Genomic DNA, 17,743 nt, shown 5'->3' with positions numbered 1-17,743 from the left:
CCCCGCCCTCTTATATTATTTGACGAAGTCCCAACACAACGTACGTCGCACGTACGGCGCAGGTCTGATTTTTCATGCGGAAACGTCCTAATCGATCCCGCGCTGCGTCCCGAATAATATGGCGCGGCGTAAACGACTAGAATATAAGGTTCTGTGCACCCAACTTCCGGATTTATGCGCTCGCGAATCGCCAAACGTCTCCCCCCCGATGCCGACAAACTTGTCGGTCTTTCGCTCGCGCTTTTCGCGTCGGGCAGCCGCACCGAAGACCGCTTCTGGGAAGCGAAACTCGATGCACTGCTGGCCAAGATCGTGCGCAACGCCAACCAGACCACGCTCGACGCAGCGCTCGACCACCTGCAGCAGAATCATCCCGATGCCTACGGCGCGCTTGCCGACATGGCCGAAACGCACAGCGAGTCGTTCGTCGTCGAGCATGAAGGCGTGACGTATGAAGCGCTGTTGATCGCCGCGCCGATCCTCGCGTGGACGCGCTACATGATTCCGTCGGGTCCGCTCAAAGCCGACGCAGCCGACGCCCTGCGCGCGCATCTGCAGGCGCACGTGCTCGCGGCCAACACGCGCGTCGCCATGGCTCCGTTCCTGTATAGCATCGACCAGTTGCCGCGCCATCACGTCGAAACCTGGCGCATTGCACAGCAGCTTGCACAAGCAGCCATGGCCGGCGGCAATCTCAAACTCAACTTCGGCGAATTGCCGGAAACGTCGCCGATTCTTGCCGACCCGCGCTTCCTCCTGGCGGTGGTCGCGGCCCCGGTCGGCGAGCCGACCTTTCGCTGGCAGGAAGAGGAACACGGCAGCCGGATCGAGCGCGGCCAATGTCTCGAGCAATGGGCAACGCAGGGCGGCGCCAACCTGTCGCTCGTGCTGCCGGGCTGCGAATTCGAGTGTCTGTTGCCGGATGCGTACTACTCCGCATGTCGCGACGCCGACGAACGCGTGCGTCCTCACACCGTCCGGACCGCCGTGCGTTATCTATTCGACACAATTGGCGCAGCGCCGCAAGAACTGCGCGCGGTGGTTGCCGGCTTCGGCGAGCGCCGCATCGACGAATACCGCGTCGGCTTCACGCGCCGCGGCAGCAACGAGGTGATTTACGGCGTCGTGTGGCCGCTGTACGGCCGCGAAAACGGAGAAGCAGGCATCGATGAAGAGCCGCAGGAAACTGCGCCGCCGGACGCTCCGCTCGAAGAAATCGTCGCGCTGCTCAAGGAAACCGGCGTGACTGACGTGCGTCGTCACGCAGGCCGGTTCGAGCCTGAATATTGCGATGACTGCGGCGTGCCGCTCTACGCCGACCCGCTCGGCGAAATCGTTCACGCCGAAATGCCCGAAGACGCCGAGCCCGCGCAGCCGCACTTTCACTAGGCAAGCGCGCCGCCGGCGCGTTGCAGTCCATCAAAAGCCTCGCCCTGTGCGGGGCTTTTTCATATGTCATTCCTCTTATGCCTTTTGGACAGGCCGTCAAACCGAAGGGAATTTGTCATGATAGAGACGGCGACGCATCGCAACGCCTGGCACAACGCGAGGCGACTGCATCGCGCCAATTCGCCCGACACATCTGGAGACATGCATGCGATTCTCGATACTCAACTCAGACGCGGAACGACGCGACGGCCTCAAAGCGCTGTTGCGGCAAATCAACCGGCTCGCGCGCTTTAACGAAGCACAAGACTGGCGCCAGGCCGAACGCACGCTCAAGCGTCAGTGGCCCGACCTGTTCGTCATCGACTGGCAGGACTGGATGTCGGTCAAGGACGTGCGGCATCTGCTTAGCCACTATCCGGACCTGCGCATCGCGGTGCTGACCGACAGGATTTCGCCGAAGGCGGTGAGCGAACTCATGGACGAGGGCGTGCGCGGCGTGGTGCCGCGCGAAACCGACCCGTGCCTGATCGTGCGCGCCTTTGAAATGGTGCTGCTCGGCGGGCACTATGTGCCGTCCGGCGCGCTGCCGCTCAAGCCGCCGCTGCCGGCAGACACGGCAATCCGCCCGTTCGACGAAAAAAGCCCGCCGCCGCGCCGCGTCAGGTTGTCGAACGGACTGTCGCCTCGCCAGCAGCAGATCATGCGCTGCGTCCATATGGGCAGCACCAACAAGATGATTGCGCGCACGCTCGGCATCAGCGAGGGCACCGTCAAGATCCATCTGACGAGCATATTCCAGCAACTCGGCGCACCCAATCGCGCGGCCGCGGTCGCGCTTTACAACGGCTGGCTGGCGAACCATTTACAAGTACTGCGCAATAAAGGACAGAGCCTGCTCCGTCCGGTCATGGGTCAAGCGGGCCTGGTGCCGCTGCGGCGCGCAGCACTGCAGCGCTTCGAATACCCGTTGTCGGCTAACGAAACGGCGGCGCCCTTGCCGATGGCAGCCGAGCCCGGCACGGCATACGACGACGGCGAGTCCGCCGCCGACCTTCCGCCAGAGCCCGTCACCGAAGGTTCGTCGTGAGATGACGGACCGCGCGCGAGCGTGATGCGCGATTTCTGCCAGCGCGTGCACCGGCTGGCATGGAATCCGCTCACACCTTTTGTCGTCCAACGAGTAATATGAGACTCATGGGTTTCCTCTACACACCGCTTCCATTCTGGATCGCTGTCGGTGGCTGGATCGCCACTGCGATAGTGGTCGCGCTCGCGCTGTGGAAAAATCCTTTCAAACGACTTCAGGACGGCACGTTGCAGCACGTGTGGCTGGCGATCATCGTCGCCGTGTCGGTGCTCTGGGCAAGCAACGCATGGCTCGACGACGGCACGGTCATGCATCTGCTCGGCGCAACGCTCGTCGTCACGCTGTTCGACTGGGCGCTCGCACTGCTTGCAATGGCGGTGGTCACCGGCCTCGCGGGTCTCATCTTCGACGCACCGTGGCAAGGCATCGCGCTGACTTTTCTCGTGTTCGGCGCGGTGCCGGTCGGTATTTCCACGTTGCTCCAGCGGGCCAGTATTGCGTGGCTGCCACGCAATCTCTTCATGTTTATCTTCGGCCAGGGCTTTCTGTCGCCGGCTATTGCCGTTTCGCTCACGGCGGCCGCGGCGCTCGGCGTTCACGTTGCGCTCGCCGGCGGTTCCGCGACTGTGATACCAGCGGGCTACGCGCTGAGCGTGCTTCTGCTGGCCACGGGCGAAGCCTGGTTCACGGGGATGTCCACCGCATTGATCGCGGTCTACCGCCCTGCATGGGTCACCACTTATGATGTCCGGCGATACCGGCTCGGCGGACCGCGCACTTGAGTGAGACGCAAGGTCGTAGCGCGCGGCTCGTATGTGCGGCTCGCGTGCGAGTGAGCTTGCCGCGCCGTTGCCAGCGAACGCGCGCCTCGCATAACAAAGCCCCGCAAAATAGCGGTCGAAAAATAGTTGCGGCACGATTGAACTCAACCATGCCGCCAGGCATCTTACGTGCCTCACGTCTTATTAGCGTCTAACGAACTTGATGGATTGCACCAACGCACCGCGCCGATTACTGCGGCTGGTCGGCCGGTTGGCAAGTTTCGCAGCGAGCCTCTCGCTCGCTTGCACCGCGCCCGCATTCGCCGACCAACTCGAACAGCACAACGACCTCGTCAACAGATTTGTCAATGAAATGCGCGCCGACCCGCTCGTCGCGGATTGCGCAGCGCATGGCAATTTTGTCGCGAGCACGTCGACCGCCTTTGATCACGTCGAGTTTCCTCCCAGTTCGTTCGACAGCGCACACGCGTCGATCACGCCGTGGAACGATTCGTTCGACGAGGGCAAGCAGCGTGTCAAGGTCGACAACATCGTCACCGTGGAAGGACTCGGCATCCGTCAGAACGGCGCAGGCGACGCAGCGGATCTGAAGTTCCGTTGCGGCTACGTCGGCTCGCAGATGCTCGCGTTTAGCTGGAACGACCCGGTGCCGCCTACGCGCGCACGCAGCGTGGAGCAGCCGCAGTCGCGCGCGACGTCGGGCAAGCATCGCGGAAGCAAGGGCAAGCAGGCGGCAAGTGGCAAGAGTGCGAAGAAGAGCACGGCCAAATCGTCGAAGAGCACGTCGAGTAAATCGTCGAGCAAGAAAGCGCCGGTGAAGAAGAAACACTAGGACGGAGAAAGATCTGACAGCGCGCGTCCGATGCCGGCGATACGACGCGTATGACGGTAGCTGCGAATTCAGCATGGCGACCAACGCTTCGCGAGCGTCCGCGCGAATCCAAACTCAGCACCCTACTCCCCCTGACCCGCCAATAAAAAAAAGCACACACGCAATCCGTGTGTGCCCTTCCCTTCTATTGCAATTGCGCGCAGCGAATCAGCCGAACGTCTCCAGATGCCGCAAGATCGCTTGCAGCATCGACGCCCCGAGTGACGCGCTGCGCTCGCCGTTCCAGCCCACGCGTTCGTCGGGCAAGTTGGCGTTGTCCTTAAAAGGCATCTCGAGCGTCAGCGACAGGCAGCCAAATTCATTGCCGATATATTTCGAAGCGAGCTTGAGCGCATCTTCGCGATACTTGCTCGCAGCATAGCCGTACTTGTCCTGAAAATCAGGGCTCGCCTGCTTGAAGGCTTCGATAAACGCTTTCTGTTCTTCGCGTTGCCGCTCGGTGAATCCCGGCAGCATCTCGGAGCCGGCCACGAAAACATACGGCAGCGCCTCATCGCCGTGAATGTCGAAGAACAGATCGCAGCCGGTTGCGTGAATCGCGTCACGCACCACGAGCACCTCGGGACTGCGCGCGGCGTCCGGCTCCATCCACTCGCGATTCAGATTCGCGCCCGCCGCGTTGGTGCGCAGATTGCCGCGCACGCTGCCATCCGGATTCATGTTCGGCACGATGTGGAACACCGCGTGATCGTAGAGCTTGCGCGCAACCGGATCGCCCGCCCAATCGCCCCAGCCGACGAGCCGCTTCACGAGTCCTTCGATAAACCATTCGGCCATCGTCTCGCCCGGATGCTGACGCGCGATCAGCCAGATCTTTTTCTTCGGCATCTTCAGCATATCGCCGCTTTGCGGTGTGCCGAGCGTGAGCAGGGAAACCGGCCGGCCTTCGACGGTCGTGCCCAGTTCGGTCAGCGTGGCCTGCGGCATCTGTTGAACTGCGCCCAAAAATTCGGCGTGGCGCTCCTCGCTATACGGCTCGAAGTACGCGTAGTAAATGCGGTCGAACTCCGGCGTGTGGTCGATGGTGAGCACCCGGCCGTCATACGATGTCGGCACGCGAAACCAGTTCACGCGATCGTAGCTGGCCACGGCCTGGTAGTCGCGCCAGCCTTCCGCGAACGCGCACGCCGCCGCATTTTCGAAAGTCATCACGCAGCGCTCGCCGGCCGCGCCCGAGAGCCGGAAGTAGAACCACTGCGCGAACTCCGCGTGGCTGTCCGGCCGAACGCGCAAGCGGATATTGCCCGCGGTCGCGCAGGACAGCACCTCGATCGCGCCTGCGTCGAAGTTGCTCGTAATCGATAAACTCATGATGTGGTTCCCTGCATGATTGTGCGGCGCTCCGTCGGGCGGCGCTCCGCCTAGTCAGCGACGCGGCGGCGGAATACGTAAGTGGAATCGTTCGACGCTTTAGCGTCGAATGCATAGCCTTCGGAATCGAACGTCTTCAGTTGTTCAGGCTTGTCGACGCGGTTCTCGACCGCATAGCGCGCCATCAACCCGCGCGCGCGCTTCGCATGAAAACTGATGATCTTGTAGCGGCCGCCCTTCCAGTCTTCGAACACCGGCGTAATGACCGGCGCGTCCAGCAGCTTCGGCTTGACCGACCTGAAATATTCGCCCGACGCGCAATTCACGAGAACCCGCGAACCCGCGGCGCGCTTCTTCAACTGCGCGTTCAGCGCCTGCGTGATGCGCTCGCCCCAGAACGCGTAGAGATCCTTGCCGCGCGGATTGGCGAGGCGCGTGCCCATTTCCAGACGGTACGGCTGCAGCAGATCGAGCGGACGCAGCAGGCCATACAGTCCCGAAAGCACGCGCACATGGTTCTGCGCAAAGTCCAGATCCGCCGACGACAAGGTCTTCGCATTGAAGCCCTCGTACACGTCGCCGTTGAACGCGAGCACGGCCTGCTTCGCGTTGTCCGTGCCGAAGCGCGGCGACCACTGCGCGTAGCGCTCGTGATTGAGGTGCGCCAACTGGTCGGAAATGCTCATCAGCGAGGCGATCTGTTGCGGCGACAAACGGCGTAGACCGCTGATCAATTCCGCGGCATCGTCGATGAAATCGGGGATCGTGTGCTTCTTGACGTGAGGCGGGGTGTCGTAGTCGAGCGATTTCGCCGGCGACAGAACGATTATCATAGAGGCTTGCAGGCACGCCGTGCCTGGCGGTCAAAGACGAAAGCCAGATTGTAACGAATGCCCGGTTCCCATGCCTCACGCGGCGCTTTGCGCGTCGTTCTCGATTCCAATGTCTGGATCGACATTCTCGTGTTCGACGATCCGCACACGCGGCCGATTCGCGCCGCGCTCGAAAGCGGCGCGCTCGCCGCGCTGATCGACGCCCGTTGCCTCGCCGAACTGACTTACGTGCTCGACTATCCGCAATTCGTCGAACGCAACGTGGACAAGTCCGCGGCACTGGCCGTCGTCGTGCGGCTCGCGCAGCTTGTGGAGGTCGCAGCGCAGCCGGAAGACGCGCGGCCGCTGCCGAAATGCAAGGACCGCGACGATCAGAAATTCCTCGAACTCGCGCACGCAGCGCAAGCGCACTGGCTGATTTCGAAAGACCGCGCCGTGCTGAAACTCGCGAAGCGGATCGCGCGCGATTTCGGCTTTCAGATCGCACAGCCGGCGCCGTTCGCAGCTTCGCTAAGTGAAGCGCCTGGCGGTTCGGCGAGCGCTTCCACGAACGCGGCGACCCCAGCCGTGGAAACCCCGGTATAACCCTGGCCTCGCGGCCGTCGGCACACAGCAGCCGCGCACGCGGCGCCGCGATTCCCTACAATCAGGCTTCGCCGGTTTCAAACGATGCCTTCGCCCACTCACCCGTTTCGCCGAACAGCGCCATGAATGCACCGCACGACACGCCCATGAGTCCCTCGTTTCCCTCGCGCCTGCCGAACGTCGGCACCACGATCTTTACCGTGATGAGCGCACTCGCCGCCGAGAAAGGTGCGGTGAACCTCGGCCAGGGCTTTCCCGACTTCGGCTGCGATCCGCGCATCGTGGATGCGGTCGCGAACGCGATGCGCGACGGCCACAACCAGTATCCGCCGATGGCAGGCGCCGCGCCGCTGCGCGCAGCCATCTCCGAGAAGATCGCCAACCTGTACGGACGCCGCTACGACGCCACGACGGAAATCACCGTCACCGCCGGCGCCACGCAGGCGCTGTTGACCGCGATCTTATGCACGGTCCATCCTGGCGACGAAGTCATCGTGATCGAGCCGACGTATGACAGCTATCTTCCGTCGATCGAACTGGCCGGCGGCAAGCCGGTATTCGTCACGCTCGACGCGCCGGACTACGCGATCCCCTTCGACAAGCTCGCCGCCGCCATCACGCCGAAAACGCGGCTCCTGCTGATCAACACGCCGCATAATCCGACCGGCACGGTCTGGCGCGCCGACGACATGCGCAAGCTGCAAGACATCGTGCGCGGCACCAACGTGCTGATCCTGTCCGATGAAGTGTACGAGCACATGGTCTACGACGGCGCGCCGCACGAGAGCGTCGCCCGTTATCCGGAACTGGCGCAGCGCAGCTTCGTCGTGTCGAGCTTCGGCAAGACCTATCACGTAACGGGCTGGAAAGTCGGCTACGTGGCGGCGCCCGCGGCGCTGACAGCGGAATTCCGCAAAGTGCACCAGTTCAACGTGTTCACCGTGAATACGCCGATGCAGATCGGTCTGGCCGACTACATGAAAGACCCGGCGCCCTACCTGGAGCTCCCGGCGTTCTATCAGAAGAAGCGCGATTTTTTCCGCGCCGGTCTCGCGAATTCCCGCTTCAAGCTGCTGCCTTGCACAGGCACGTACTTTCAATGCGTCGATTACTCGGCCATCAGCGATCTGCCCGAAGCCGAATTCGCGCAGTGGCTGACCGGCGAGATCGGCGTCGCGGCGATTCCGGTTTCCGCGTTCTATCACGAGGCGCACGAGTCCGGTGTGGTGCGCTTCTGTTTTGCAAAGCAGGAAAGCACGCTCGCCACGGCGCTCGAACGGCTGGCGCGGCTCTAGCATGTCGCGCGCGATGCTGCGAACGAACCCGTGTTCCTCGCCATCGCGCGTAGCGGCTAATGCGTGCGTTGTGCGGCGCGGCTCGCTTCATGCCGCGCGTTGCATTGTGCGTTACGTCGTTCCTCGCATTGCACGGCACGTTGCGTCAAGCCGGACGCGACGCCGCGATATACGCCTTGCGGTCCTCGGTCACGCGCTGCGCGGCGGGCCGTCCGTTGATCGCCTTCACGTAGCTTTTCCAGTCCACGCCGGCATCGAGCAAAAAGTCGCGGCCGTAAATAGCCTGCGTCGTCATGCCGACAAGCGGCAAGCTCACGAAGCCCGCGGCGTCCGCGATACTGAACCGTTCGCCGCGCAAGTACGGCGCGAACTTCGCGATCCGCCTGAAGCCCGCGATGTGATGCGCAAGCAGCTTCTCGACGCGGCCCTTGGTCGCGTCGCTGACGGTGCCGCCGAAAAACGCTTCCTTGTACAGATTGCGCGCCGTCAGCTCCAGATGCACGTCGACGAACGTGATCAACTCGCGCTCCTTCGCGGCCTCCCACGGATCGGCGGAGAAAATCCGCTTGTCGGGAAAGCGCGCGGCCAGGTATTCGACAATGCATTGCGACTCGCAAAGATCGCCGTCTTCCGTCTGCAGGTAAGGCACTTTGCCAAGCGGCGAATGCGCGACGACGGCCTCGTCCTGGCTCGGCTGCACGAACACTTCCTCGAACTCGATGCCGTGTTCCAGCAGAACGAACTTCACCTTGTTGTAGTAGTTGGAAAGCGCGAATCCGCAGAGCTTGATCATCGTTGTCTCCTCATTGCTTCGGTAGGTGAAGCCGCCGGTCCGAGCAGAGGCGGCGGCCGCCGCGCAACCATCGAGTAATTGCACGAGCGTGCTATTCTAAAATAACCATGGAGTCGAGCAACATCATGACCTCTCGCAACTTCAGCATCGAGACTATCGGCATTGTCGGCAGCGGCGCGATGGGCCGCGGCATTGCGCAGATCGCGGCGCTCGCGGGCCTGAGCGTGCGCCTCTACGACACCAACCCGGCCGCCATCGGCGCCGCGCGCGACTACCTCGCCGAGACGTTCGCCAAGCTGACCGCCAAGGGCAAGCTCGACGAAGCGCGCTCGCTTGCTGCGCTCACCAACGTCAAGCCCGCGCATGCGATCAGCGAACTGGTGGACTGCGATCTCGTGATCGAAGCGATCGTCGAAAAACTCGACGTCAAGCAGGCGCTCTTTCGCGAGCTAGAGACTGTGGTCAGCGGGCGTTGCGTGCTCGCGTCGAACACGTCGTCGCTGTCCATCACGGCGATTGCCGCGGGCTGTACCGACCCGTCGCGCGTGGTCGGCTATCACTTTTTCAATCCGGTCCCGCTGATGAAAGTCGTCGAAGTGATCGACGGCCTGCGCAGCGACCGCGAGGCGGGCGACGCGTTGATGGACCTCGCGCGCCGTATGGGCCACACACCGGTCCGCGCGAAAGACATGCCGGGCTTCATCGTCAATCACGCGGGCCGCGGCATGAACACCGAGGGCCTGCGCGTGGCCGGCGAAGGCGTGGCGAGCTTCGTCGACATCGACAGGATCATGCGCGAGCAAGCGGGCTTTCGTCTCGGCCCGTTCGAGCTGCTCGACCTGACCGCGCTCGACGTCTCGCATCCGGTGATGGAGTCGATCTACCATCAGTTCTATGAAGAGCCGCGCTTCACGCCCTCGCCCATCACCGGCACGCGGCTCGCGGGCGGACTGCTGGGCCGCAAGACGGGCGAAGGGTTTTATCGCTACGAAGACGGCAAACAGCAGGTGCCCGCGGAGGCGCCCGCGCCCGCGGCGCTGCCAGGCAGCGTGTGGGTCAGCAAGCGTTACCCAGAAGCCTACGATGCCGTCGTGGAACTCATCAGCAAGGCGGGCGTGAAACTCGACGAAGGCGCGACGCCCGCCGCCGACTCGCTGATCGTCGTCACGCCGTTCGGCCACGACGCAAGCACGGCCGCCGTGGACGAAACGCTCGACGCGAGCCGCGTCGTCGCGATCGACGCGCTCTTTCCGCTCGTCGGCGCGCAACGCCGCACGCTGATGACCACGCCCGCGACCACACGCGCCGCGCGCGATGCGGGCCACGCGCTCTTTGCCGCCGACGGCGTGCCCGTCACCGTGATCCGCGACTCGACCGGTTTCGTCGCGCAACGCGTGGTGGCCACGATCGTCAACATCGGCTGCGACATCGCGCAGAAACAGATCGCGACGCCGCAAGACATCGACCTCGCCGTGACGCTCGGCCTCGGCTATCCGCGCGGCCCGCTCGCACTCGGCGACGCGCTCGGCGCGGCAACCATCCTCACCATTCTGCGCAACATGTACGACGTGCTCGGCGATCCGCGCTACCGGTCATCGCCGTGGCTCGCGCGCCGCGCGCAACTCGGCATGTCGCTCACGCAATGCGACGCCGCCGACAACCCCACGGAGACACAATCATGAGCGCCGAACTGCTGACCTCGCGCCCGCCCGAAAGCGAATCGACGCTGGTCCTCACGCTGTCCAATCCCGGCGCTCGCAACGCGCTGCATCCCGACATGTACGCGGCCGGAATCGAAGCACTCGATTCGGTGGAACGCGATCCGTCGATTCGCGCCGTCGTGATCGCGGGCGCGGACAACTTTTTTTGCGCGGGCGGCAATCTGAATCGCCTGCTCGAAAATCGCGCGAAAGATCCTTCCGTGCAGGCACAAAGCATCGACCTGCTTGCCGAGTGGATTTCGGCGCTGCGGTTTTCGTCGAAACCGATCATTGCCGCCGTCGACGGCGCCGCTGCCGGCGCCGGCTTTTCGCTCGCGCTCGCGTGCGATCTGATCGTCGCTGGGGAAGACGCCAAATTCGTGATGTCGTATGCACGCGTCGGCCTCACGCCCGACGGCGGCGGCTCGTGGTTCCTCGCGCAGGCCCTGCCTCGCCAACTCGCAACGGAAGTCCTGATCGAAGGCAAGCCGATCGGCGCCGCGCGTTTGCACGAAGTGGGCGTCGTCAACAAGCTGACGAAGCCGGGCACCGCGCGCGACGCCGCCGTTGCGTGGGCCGACGAACTCGGCAAGATCTCGCCCAATTCGGTCGCGCGCATCAAGACGCTGGTGTGCGCGGCCGGCACGCAGCCGCTTTCCACGCATCTGGTTGCGGAGCGCGATAACTTCGTCGCTTCGCTGCATCATCGCGAGGGGCTCGAGGGCATTTCCGCGTTCCTCGAAAAACGCGCTCCCGTGTACAAGTGAACAAGGAATCATGGCCGCCTATCAGCTACCCAAGCGCCGCCGCATTTACCTGATGCGTCACGGCGACGTGACGTACTTCGACGACTCCGGCCGCACGATCGATCCTGAAACGGTGCCGTTGAACGCCAACGGCCGCGAACAGGCGAGCGCGGCGGGCCGCGTGTTCGCTGAGCAGCAGGTGCGCTTCGATCGCGTGATCGTCAGCGGCTTGCCGCGCACGATCGAAACCGCGCAGCGCGTGCTCGCCGAGACCGGTCAGCAGATCGAACTGGAGATCGAGCCGGCCTGGCAGGAGATTCGCGGCGGCAAGCTGCGGCAGATTCCGCTGCAAGACCTCGAAGCGGCGTTTCTCGGCGTGTTCGACGGTATCGTGCCGGAAAGCACGCGCTTTCTCGATGGCGAGACCATCGGCGAGTTGTTCGATCGCGTCGTGCCCGCGGTCGCCGCGTTGCGCGAAGACAGTTCGTGGGACACGGTGTTGCTGGTGCTGCACGGCGGCGTCAATCGCGCGATTCTGTCGCATGCGCTCACCGCGGGCGGCCGCACGTTCTTCGGGCATCTCGCGCAGGCCACCGGCTGCATCAATGCGCTCGACGTAGGCACCGCACCACGCGACTGGGTGCTGCGTGCAATCAACTATTCGCCGCCGTCGCCGCTGCATCGCGACATCCGCAATACGACGATGGAAATTCTCTACGCACAATTCATCCAATCCACGCGTAGCTGAAACCGAACCGGAGGAGACACATGGCGCAAGCGTCACACAGCGGCGAGCCGGAACAGCAAGCGGATTACTCGGCCTTCGAGGGCACGCGTCCCGTCAACGAGCGTCAGCGTTTTGACGGCGACGCGCTCACCGCGTGGCTCGCGCTACACGTCGACGGTTTTTCGGGGCCGCTCACGGTCGAACAGTTCGCCGGCGGCCAGTCGAACCCAACGTTCAAACTGGTCACGCGCTCGCGTGCTTATGTCATGCGCGCGAAGCCCGGACCTGCGGCGAAATTGCTGCCGTCCGCGCATGCCGTCGAGCGCGAATATCGCGTGATGCATGCGCTTGCCGACACGGACGTGCCCGTCGCCCGCATGCTCGCGTTATGCGAGGACGAAAGCGTGATCGGCCGGGCCTTTTACGTGATGGAGTTCGTCGAAGGCCGCGTGTTATGGGATCAGTCGCTGCCCGGCATGAGCGCCGATGAACGAGCCGCGATCTACGACGAAATGAATCGCGTGATCGCGGCGCTTCACAGTGTCGAGCCGGATAGCGTCGGCCTTTCGGACTACGGCAAGCCGGGCAACTACTTCGCGCGTCAGATCGGCCGCTGGAGCAAGCAGTATGTCGCGTCCGAAACCGAACCCATCGACGCGATGCAGCGTCTGATCGAATGGCTGCCGCAGCATATGCCAGCCGAGACGGGGCAACGGGCGTCGATCGTGCATGGCGATTACCGGCTCGATAACCTGATCTTCGACCGCAAGGAACCGAAAGTGCTTGCCGTGCTCGACTGGGAGTTGTCGACGCTCGGCGATCCGCTCGCGGACTTCGCCTATCACTGCATGGCGTGGCACGTCGATCCCGCGCAGTTTCGCGGCATCGCGGGTCTCGACTGGGCAGCGCTGGGCATTCCCGACGAGCAGCAGTACGTCGAGCGCTATTGCAAACGTACCGGCTTTGAGATTCGCGGCGACTGGAATTTTTACCTCGCCTACAACATGTTCCGTATCGCCGCGATTTTGCAGGGAATCATGAAGCGTGTCGTCGATGGCACGGCGGCGAGCGCACAAGCTCTCGACGCAGGCCGTCGCGCGAGACCGATGGCCGAGCTCGCCTGGCGTTACGCGCAGAAAGTGCGCTGATGACCGGCGCGGCTGCCGCGCTTCATCACGCGGGCATGCTCGCGCGCTTGCATGCTTGCACTTCAGGCAACGCCCACATTGAATGTCGTCCGTTATCCGCGAGGTCATAGATGAATTTCGATTACACCCCGAAGGTTCAGGCGCTGCGCGAAAAGCTGCTCGCCTTTTTCGACGAGCACATTTATCCGAACGAGCACGCGTTCTACGCGGAGATCGCGCAAAACCGGCAAGACGGCAACGCGTGGCAGCCGACGCAACTGATCGAAGAACTCAAGCAGAAAGCGCGCGACGCCGGGTTGTGGAACCTGTTCCTGCCCGACTCGGTGCGCGGCGCCGGGCTCAGCAACCTCGAATACGCTCCGCTGTGCGAAATCATGGGCCGCGTGCCCTGGGCGCCCGAGGTGTTCAATTGCAATGCGCCCGACACGGGCAACATGGAAACCATCGAGCGCTACGGCAGCGAAGAGAACAAGCGCGAATGGCTCGAACCGCTTTTGCAAGGGCACATTCGTTCGGCATTTCTGATGACGGAGCCGGAAGTCGCTTCGTCGGATGCCACGAATATCCAGACCAGCATCGTGCGCGATGGCGACTATTACGTGATCAACGGGCACAAGTGGTGGTCGTCGGGCGCGGGCGATCCGCGTTGCAAGATCTACATCGTGATGGGCAAGACCGATCCCGATGCGCCGCGCCATCAACAGCAGTCAATGATCCTCGTTCCCGCCGACGCCACCGGCATCACGGTGCGCCGTCCGCTTTCCGTTTTCGGCTACGACGACGCGCCGCACGGCCACATGGAAATCACGCTCGAGAACGTGCGCGTGCCGGCGGCCAACATGCTGCTCGGCGAAGGCCGCGGCTTCGAGATTGCGCAAGGCCGCCTCGGACCCGGACGCATCCACCATTGCATGCGTCTCATCGGCCTCGCGGAGCGCGCGCTCGAATTGATGTGCAAACGATCGCTGCAACGCGTCGCCTTCGGCAAGCCCGTGGCGATGCAAGGCGTGACGCAGGAGCGCATCGCAGAAGCGCGCTGCATGATCGAACAGGCGCGCCTGCTCACGCTCAAAACCGCGTACATGATGGACACGGTGGGCAACAAGAGCGCGCGCGGCGAAATTGCGATGATCAAGGTGGTCGCGCCTAACATGGCGTGTCAGGTGATCGACTGGGCGATCCAGGCGCACGGCGCCGGCGGCATCAGCGATGACTTCCCGCTCGCGTACGCTTATGCGTCGGCCCGAACGCTGCGTTTCGCCGACGGTCCCGACGAAGTGCATCGCAACGCGATTGCCAAGCTCGAACTCGCGCGTTATATGGAGCCGGGCGCGGCGGCTCGCGTCGAGACGCCGGTTACGCGCGTTTGATGTCTTGCGTGCGGGAAACGTTTTATGCTCCGCTGGCGGCGGCGTTTTGACCGCGACAGTCTTGGGCTGTCGCCAGCAGCATCGTGCGATCTATGCTCTAATTTTCGCGAAGCGCGGCGCCCCGGTGGCGCCGCTGTCATAAACGAAAAGGAGCGAGGATGATCGACGTCTATAGCTGGGCGACCCCGAACGGCCACAAGGTCCATATCATGCTCGAGGAGACGGGCCTCGAGTACAACGTGCACGCAATCAACATCGGCGCCGGCGATCAGTTCAGCGCCGAATTTTTGCAGATCAGTCCGAATAACAAGATTCCGGCCATTACGGATTCCGAAGGCCCACAAAGCGCGGACGGCAAACCGTTCGCGTTGTTCGAATCGGGCGCGATACTGATTTACCTCGCCGAAAAAACCGGCCGCTTTCTGCCGACCGATCCGGCTGCCCGTTATTCAGTGCTGCAATGGCTGATGTTTCAGATGGGCGGACTCGGCCCCATGCTCGGGCAGACGCACCACTTTCGCATCTACGCGCCTGAGCCGATCGAATACGCGATCAACCGCTACACGAACGAAACGCGGCGCCTGTATGGCGTGATGGATAAGCAGCTCGGCAAGACGCAATATCTCGCCGGGAACGACTATACGATTGCCGACATCGCATCGTTTCCGTGGACGCGTTCGTGGCAGAACCAGGGCGTCGAACTCGACGCGTTTCCGAACGTGAAGCGATGGCATGAAGAGATCGCCGCACGTCCGGCGGTTATGCGTGGTGTCGAAGTGCTCGCGTCCGCACGCAAACCGCTGATGGACGACAAGGCTAAAGAGGTGCTGTTCGGCGCGACGCAGTACGCGAAGCATTAGGACGTAGCTGCGGCGTGTGCCTCGTGCCGTCCGCCTTGCGCGCTTTTCTTTCGCGCAGAGGGCGCGAGGCGGCTCGCATGCCGCCCGCGCCGTGTGCTTTCGAAGCGGCCCGTCAAGCGCTCAGAAATAGTGGCGCGTGATGAACTCGGCGATACACACTGGCCGGTCAGCGCCCTGCCGCTCCACGGCCACATTCCATATCACTTGCACGCCCGCATTGTCGACATCGGCGACGGACGCAACGGCGAACTGCGCGCGCAATTGCGAGCCCACCAATACCGGCGACGTGAACCGCACGCGGTTCAATCCATAGTTCACGGCCATGCGTTGCTCGAGCCGTACCGTTTTTTGCAGCAGCGCCGGAATCAGCGAAAGCGTCATGAAACCGTGCGCAATCGCACCGCCGAATGGCGACTCACGCCGCGCGCGCTCCGGGTCGACGTGGATCCACTGCTGGTCGCCGGTGGCCTCGGCGAAACGATCGACACTCGGCTGGTCGATCGTCACCCAGTCGCTGACAAGCGCCGCTCCGCCGACGAGCGCACGCAGCGCCGCACGATCGCGGAACACGGCAGCGGGCGATGCGCTCGGCGCAGTCATGATGAAGCGCCCGGATTGCGCAAGCCGAACAGGCCTTTGGAGCGCACCGTGATCACCGTCTCGCCATGCTGATTGATGCCCGCCCATTGCGTGGACACGATGCCGCGATCCGGCTTGCTCTCCGACACGCGCTTGTCGAGCACCGAGTTCGTCATGGTGATCGTGTCGCCGACGCGAACCGGCTTCAGCCAGCGTATTTCGTCGATGCCAGGCGAGCCCATCGACGTGGAGCCCGCCAACGCATTGCGCACCAGCATGCCCATCATGACCGAACAGGTGTGCCAGCCGCTCGCCACCAATCCGCGAAATGCGGACGCTTCGGCGGCGGCTTCGTCGACATGGAACGGTTGCGGGTCGAACTTCTGCGCGAACTCGACGATTTCCTCACGCGTGAAAGTGTGCTTGCCGATTTCGGTCGTGGAGCCGACCGTCATGTCCTCGTAACTCAGACCCATCTCTTTATCTCCTGGCTGGCCGATTCGGTCGGCTAATCAAACGTCCGTGCTGATAAACGCAGGCAGCGCGGCAAACCGTGCGAGGTGATGATCGACATCGCCCAAGGTCGTTTCAATGATAGCGAGACGTTTGAACAGATGCGCGGCGGCGACCTCGTTCGTCACGCCCATTCCGCCGTGCAACTGCACCGCCTGCTGGCCGACGAAACGCGCAGCCTGCCCCACGCGTACCTTGGCCGCGGAAATGGCGTGGCGGCGTTCGTCGACGTCTTCGCACGAATAGCGCATGGCGGCAAGATAGGTGACGGAACGCGCCTGCTCGGCGTGAATCAGCATCTCGACCATGCGATGCTGCAATGCCTGAAAGCGCGCGATGGGTTGACCGAACTGCTGGCGCGTCTTCGTGTAGTCGACGGTTGCGGCGTTCAATGCGTCGAGCGCGCCGAGCGCTTCCGCGCACAACAGCAGCGTGCCGTAGTCCGCGATGTGCTCCAGGGCCGCCGCGCCCGAGTGCGGGCCGCTCAAACGCCGTGCCGGCGTACCGTTGAATTGCAGTGTGGCGGCGCGTTGTCCGTCGATGGTGCGGTAGTCGGTGATGGTCACGCCTGCGGCATCGCGCGCAACCACGAATAGCGCGATCTCGCCATTGGCACGCGCGGGCACGATCCAGTGATGCGCCTGCGCGCCGTGTATCACGACCGATTTCGTACCCGTAAGCGTGTGCTGTTCACCTTGTCCGCTCGCGGTGGTCGCGACGTCGAACAGATCGTAGCGCGCCCGCGGTTCGTGGAATGCGACCGCGAGCTTGATCTCGCCGTGGGCCACACGCTCGAGCAGCGACACGTCTTCGCTCTGGCCCGTGCCGGCAAGCCGCAATGCCTCGATGCCAACCGCCGTCGCCCAATAAGGCTCGACCACCAAAGCGCGGCCGAGCTCCTGCATGACCACGAGCATATCGACGGGTCCGCCGTTGAAACCGCCTTGCGCTTCGGGCACCGGCAATGCGGTCAGGCCCAACTCGGTGAAAGCTGCCCAGTGAGCGTCCGACACACCGGCATCCGAACGCACGATCGCCTGGCGCGCTTCGAAGCCATAGCTCTTGTCCAGATAGCGGCGCAGCGCGTCGGCGAATTGTTGCTGCTCGTCGTTGAAAGTGAAGTCCATGGGCCG

Annotated in this window: 18 protein-coding genes; 12 read left to right on the top strand and 6 right to left on the bottom strand. The window is 63.3% G+C overall.

The features are described 5' to 3' along the window. The first annotated feature begins 174 nt into the window (after window positions 1-174). The 4 genes from CUJ91_RS06075 (at window position 175) to CUJ91_RS06060 (ending at window position 4,090) form a co-directional block, all read left to right on the top strand. Window positions 175-1,389, top strand: a complete 1,215-nt coding sequence (locus CUJ91_RS06075; RefSeq protein ID WP_006052867.1) for a DUF2863 family protein — start codon at window positions 175-177, stop codon at window positions 1,387-1,389. A 205-nt stretch (window positions 1,390-1,594) separates the two neighbouring features. Beyond that, window positions 1,595-2,476: a response regulator transcription factor gene (locus tag CUJ91_RS06070; protein ID WP_114156031.1), complete on the top strand. Its 882-nt coding sequence runs from the start codon at window positions 1,595-1,597 to the stop codon at window positions 2,474-2,476. Between the two features lie 107 nt (window positions 2,477-2,583). Further along, the gene (locus CUJ91_RS06065; RefSeq protein ID WP_029969765.1) at window positions 2,584-3,258 is read left to right on the top strand and encodes an energy-coupling factor ABC transporter permease; all 675 of its coding nucleotides are present in this window, start codon (window positions 2,584-2,586) and stop codon (window positions 3,256-3,258) included. Window positions 3,259-3,460: 202 nt separating this feature from the next. Next, a complete protein-coding gene (locus CUJ91_RS06060; protein ID WP_029969766.1) occupies window positions 3,461-4,090 on the top strand; it encodes a BspC domain-containing protein in 630 nt (209 codons plus the stop codon). 207 nt (window positions 4,091-4,297) lie between these two features. On the opposite strand, the gene CUJ91_RS06055 is transcribed toward CUJ91_RS06060, so the two are convergent. Together CUJ91_RS06055 and yaaA are read right to left on the bottom strand one after the other, a co-directional pair. After that, window positions 4,298-5,461 (bottom strand): M14 family metallopeptidase, encoded by a 1,164-nt coding sequence (locus CUJ91_RS06055; RefSeq protein WP_006052871.1) that lies wholly within the window; start codon window positions 5,459-5,461, stop codon window positions 4,298-4,300. 50 nt (window positions 5,462-5,511) lie between these two features. Continuing rightward, window positions 5,512-6,294 carry a peroxide stress protein YaaA gene (gene yaaA, locus CUJ91_RS06050; protein ID WP_053857826.1) on the bottom strand — a complete coding sequence of 261 codons (783 nt, stop codon included), beginning with the start codon at window positions 6,292-6,294 and terminating at the stop codon, window positions 5,512-5,514. 57 nt (window positions 6,295-6,351) lie between these two features. Between yaaA and CUJ91_RS06045 the strand changes: the two genes are divergently transcribed. Together CUJ91_RS06045 and CUJ91_RS06040 are read left to right on the top strand one after the other, a co-directional pair. After that, window positions 6,352-6,879, top strand: a complete 528-nt coding sequence (locus tag CUJ91_RS06045; protein WP_114156030.1) for a putative toxin-antitoxin system toxin component, PIN family — start codon at window positions 6,352-6,354, stop codon at window positions 6,877-6,879. Window positions 6,880-7,001: 122 nt separating this feature from the next. Further along, window positions 7,002-8,174 carry a pyridoxal phosphate-dependent aminotransferase gene (locus CUJ91_RS06040; RefSeq protein ID WP_029969769.1) on the top strand — a complete coding sequence of 391 codons (1,173 nt, stop codon included), beginning with the start codon at window positions 7,002-7,004 and terminating at the stop codon, window positions 8,172-8,174. Between the two features lie 145 nt (window positions 8,175-8,319). Here CUJ91_RS06040 and CUJ91_RS06035 read toward each other — a convergent pair whose 3' ends face one another. Then, complete coding sequence (locus CUJ91_RS06035; RefSeq protein WP_029969770.1) at window positions 8,320-8,967, bottom strand: glutathione S-transferase family protein; 648 nt, start codon at window positions 8,965-8,967, stop codon at window positions 8,320-8,322. A gap of 125 nt (window positions 8,968-9,092) precedes the next feature. Between CUJ91_RS06035 and CUJ91_RS06030 the strand changes: the two genes are divergently transcribed. The 6 genes from CUJ91_RS06030 (at window position 9,093) to CUJ91_RS06005 (ending at window position 15,518) form a co-directional block, all read left to right on the top strand. Then, the gene (locus CUJ91_RS06030; RefSeq protein WP_114156691.1) at window positions 9,093-10,649 is read left to right on the top strand and encodes a 3-hydroxyacyl-CoA dehydrogenase; all 1,557 of its coding nucleotides are present in this window, start codon (window positions 9,093-9,095) and stop codon (window positions 10,647-10,649) included. After that, window positions 10,646-11,434, top strand: a complete 789-nt coding sequence (locus CUJ91_RS06025) for an oxepin-CoA hydrolase, alternative type (RefSeq protein WP_107710122.1) — start codon at window positions 10,646-10,648, stop codon at window positions 11,432-11,434. The genes CUJ91_RS06030 and CUJ91_RS06025 overlap by 4 nt, the downstream gene beginning before the upstream one ends. A gap of 10 nt (window positions 11,435-11,444) precedes the next feature. Next, window positions 11,445-12,161, top strand: coding sequence for a histidine phosphatase family protein (locus CUJ91_RS06020; RefSeq protein ID WP_006052878.1), 717 nt, complete (start codon window positions 11,445-11,447; stop codon window positions 12,159-12,161). 20 nt (window positions 12,162-12,181) lie between these two features. Next, window positions 12,182-13,288, top strand: coding sequence for a phosphotransferase (locus tag CUJ91_RS06015; protein ID WP_114156029.1), 1,107 nt, complete (start codon window positions 12,182-12,184; stop codon window positions 13,286-13,288). A 110-nt stretch (window positions 13,289-13,398) separates the two neighbouring features. Further along, window positions 13,399-14,658 (top strand): acyl-CoA dehydrogenase family protein, encoded by a 1,260-nt coding sequence (locus CUJ91_RS06010; protein WP_107710124.1) that lies wholly within the window; start codon window positions 13,399-13,401, stop codon window positions 14,656-14,658. A gap of 158 nt (window positions 14,659-14,816) precedes the next feature. After that, window positions 14,817-15,518, top strand: coding sequence for a glutathione binding-like protein (locus CUJ91_RS06005; RefSeq protein WP_114156028.1), 702 nt, complete (start codon window positions 14,817-14,819; stop codon window positions 15,516-15,518). 120 nt (window positions 15,519-15,638) lie between these two features. Here the strand turns inward: CUJ91_RS06005 and CUJ91_RS06000 are convergent, their stop codons facing one another. Genes CUJ91_RS06000 through CUJ91_RS05990 form a run of 3 tightly spaced genes read right to left on the bottom strand, consistent with a single transcriptional unit; the run spans window position 15,639 to window position 17,737 of the window. After that, complete coding sequence (locus CUJ91_RS06000) at window positions 15,639-16,118, bottom strand: MaoC family dehydratase (protein ID WP_114156027.1); 480 nt, start codon at window positions 16,116-16,118, stop codon at window positions 15,639-15,641. Next, on the bottom strand, window positions 16,115-16,573 hold the full coding sequence (locus tag CUJ91_RS05995) for a MaoC family dehydratase (RefSeq protein ID WP_006052883.1): 459 nt from the start codon (window positions 16,571-16,573) through the stop codon (window positions 16,115-16,117). The genes CUJ91_RS06000 and CUJ91_RS05995 overlap by 4 nt, the downstream gene beginning before the upstream one ends. Window positions 16,574-16,609: 36 nt before the next feature. Then, complete coding sequence (locus CUJ91_RS05990; protein ID WP_114156026.1) at window positions 16,610-17,737, bottom strand: acyl-CoA dehydrogenase family protein; 1,128 nt, start codon at window positions 17,735-17,737, stop codon at window positions 16,610-16,612. Window positions 17,738-17,743: the final 6 nt, after the last annotated feature.

It is taken from the genome of Paraburkholderia graminis, assembly GCF_003330785.1.
In the GTDB taxonomy this organism is placed as follows: domain Bacteria; phylum Pseudomonadota; class Gammaproteobacteria; order Burkholderiales; family Burkholderiaceae; genus Paraburkholderia; species Paraburkholderia graminis.
The sequence above is the reverse complement of the archived record's forward strand: the minus strand, read 5'-3'. Positions and strand labels throughout refer to the sequence as shown.

Coding starts and splice junctions, on each gene's coding strand:
- CUJ91_RS06070 (WP_114156031.1), top strand. CDS start 1,595: ATGCGATTCTCGATACTCAACTCAGACGCGGAACGACGCGACGGCCTC.
- CUJ91_RS06000 (WP_114156027.1), bottom strand. CDS start 16,118: ATGACTGCGCCGAGCGCATCGCCCGCTGCCGTGTTCCGCGATCGTGCG.
- CUJ91_RS05990 (WP_114156026.1), bottom strand. CDS start 17,737: ATGGACTTCACTTTCAACGACGAGCAGCAACAATTCGCCGACGCGCTG.
- CUJ91_RS06075 (WP_006052867.1), top strand. CDS start 175: ATGCGCTCGCGAATCGCCAAACGTCTCCCCCCCGATGCCGACAAACTT.
- CUJ91_RS06020 (WP_006052878.1), top strand. CDS start 11,445: ATGGCCGCCTATCAGCTACCCAAGCGCCGCCGCATTTACCTGATGCGT.
- CUJ91_RS06005 (WP_114156028.1), top strand. CDS start 14,817: ATGATCGACGTCTATAGCTGGGCGACCCCGAACGGCCACAAGGTCCAT.
- CUJ91_RS06040 (WP_029969769.1), top strand. CDS start 7,002: ATGAATGCACCGCACGACACGCCCATGAGTCCCTCGTTTCCCTCGCGC.
- CUJ91_RS06065 (WP_029969765.1), top strand. CDS start 2,584: ATGGGTTTCCTCTACACACCGCTTCCATTCTGGATCGCTGTCGGTGGC.
- CUJ91_RS05995 (WP_006052883.1), bottom strand. CDS start 16,573: ATGGGTCTGAGTTACGAGGACATGACGGTCGGCTCCACGACCGAAATC.
- CUJ91_RS06010 (WP_107710124.1), top strand. CDS start 13,399: ATGAATTTCGATTACACCCCGAAGGTTCAGGCGCTGCGCGAAAAGCTG.
- CUJ91_RS06060 (WP_029969766.1), top strand. CDS start 3,461: ATGGATTGCACCAACGCACCGCGCCGATTACTGCGGCTGGTCGGCCGG.
- CUJ91_RS06030 (WP_114156691.1), top strand. CDS start 9,093: ATGACCTCTCGCAACTTCAGCATCGAGACTATCGGCATTGTCGGCAGC.
- CUJ91_RS06025 (WP_107710122.1), top strand. CDS start 10,646: ATGAGCGCCGAACTGCTGACCTCGCGCCCGCCCGAAAGCGAATCGACG.
- CUJ91_RS06045 (WP_114156030.1), top strand. CDS start 6,352: ATGCCCGGTTCCCATGCCTCACGCGGCGCTTTGCGCGTCGTTCTCGAT.
- CUJ91_RS06035 (WP_029969770.1), bottom strand. CDS start 8,967: ATGATCAAGCTCTGCGGATTCGCGCTTTCCAACTACTACAACAAGGTG.
- yaaA (WP_053857826.1), bottom strand. CDS start 6,294: ATGATAATCGTTCTGTCGCCGGCGAAATCGCTCGACTACGACACCCCG.
- CUJ91_RS06015 (WP_114156029.1), top strand. CDS start 12,182: ATGGCGCAAGCGTCACACAGCGGCGAGCCGGAACAGCAAGCGGATTAC.
- CUJ91_RS06055 (WP_006052871.1), bottom strand. CDS start 5,461: ATGAGTTTATCGATTACGAGCAACTTCGACGCAGGCGCGATCGAGGTG.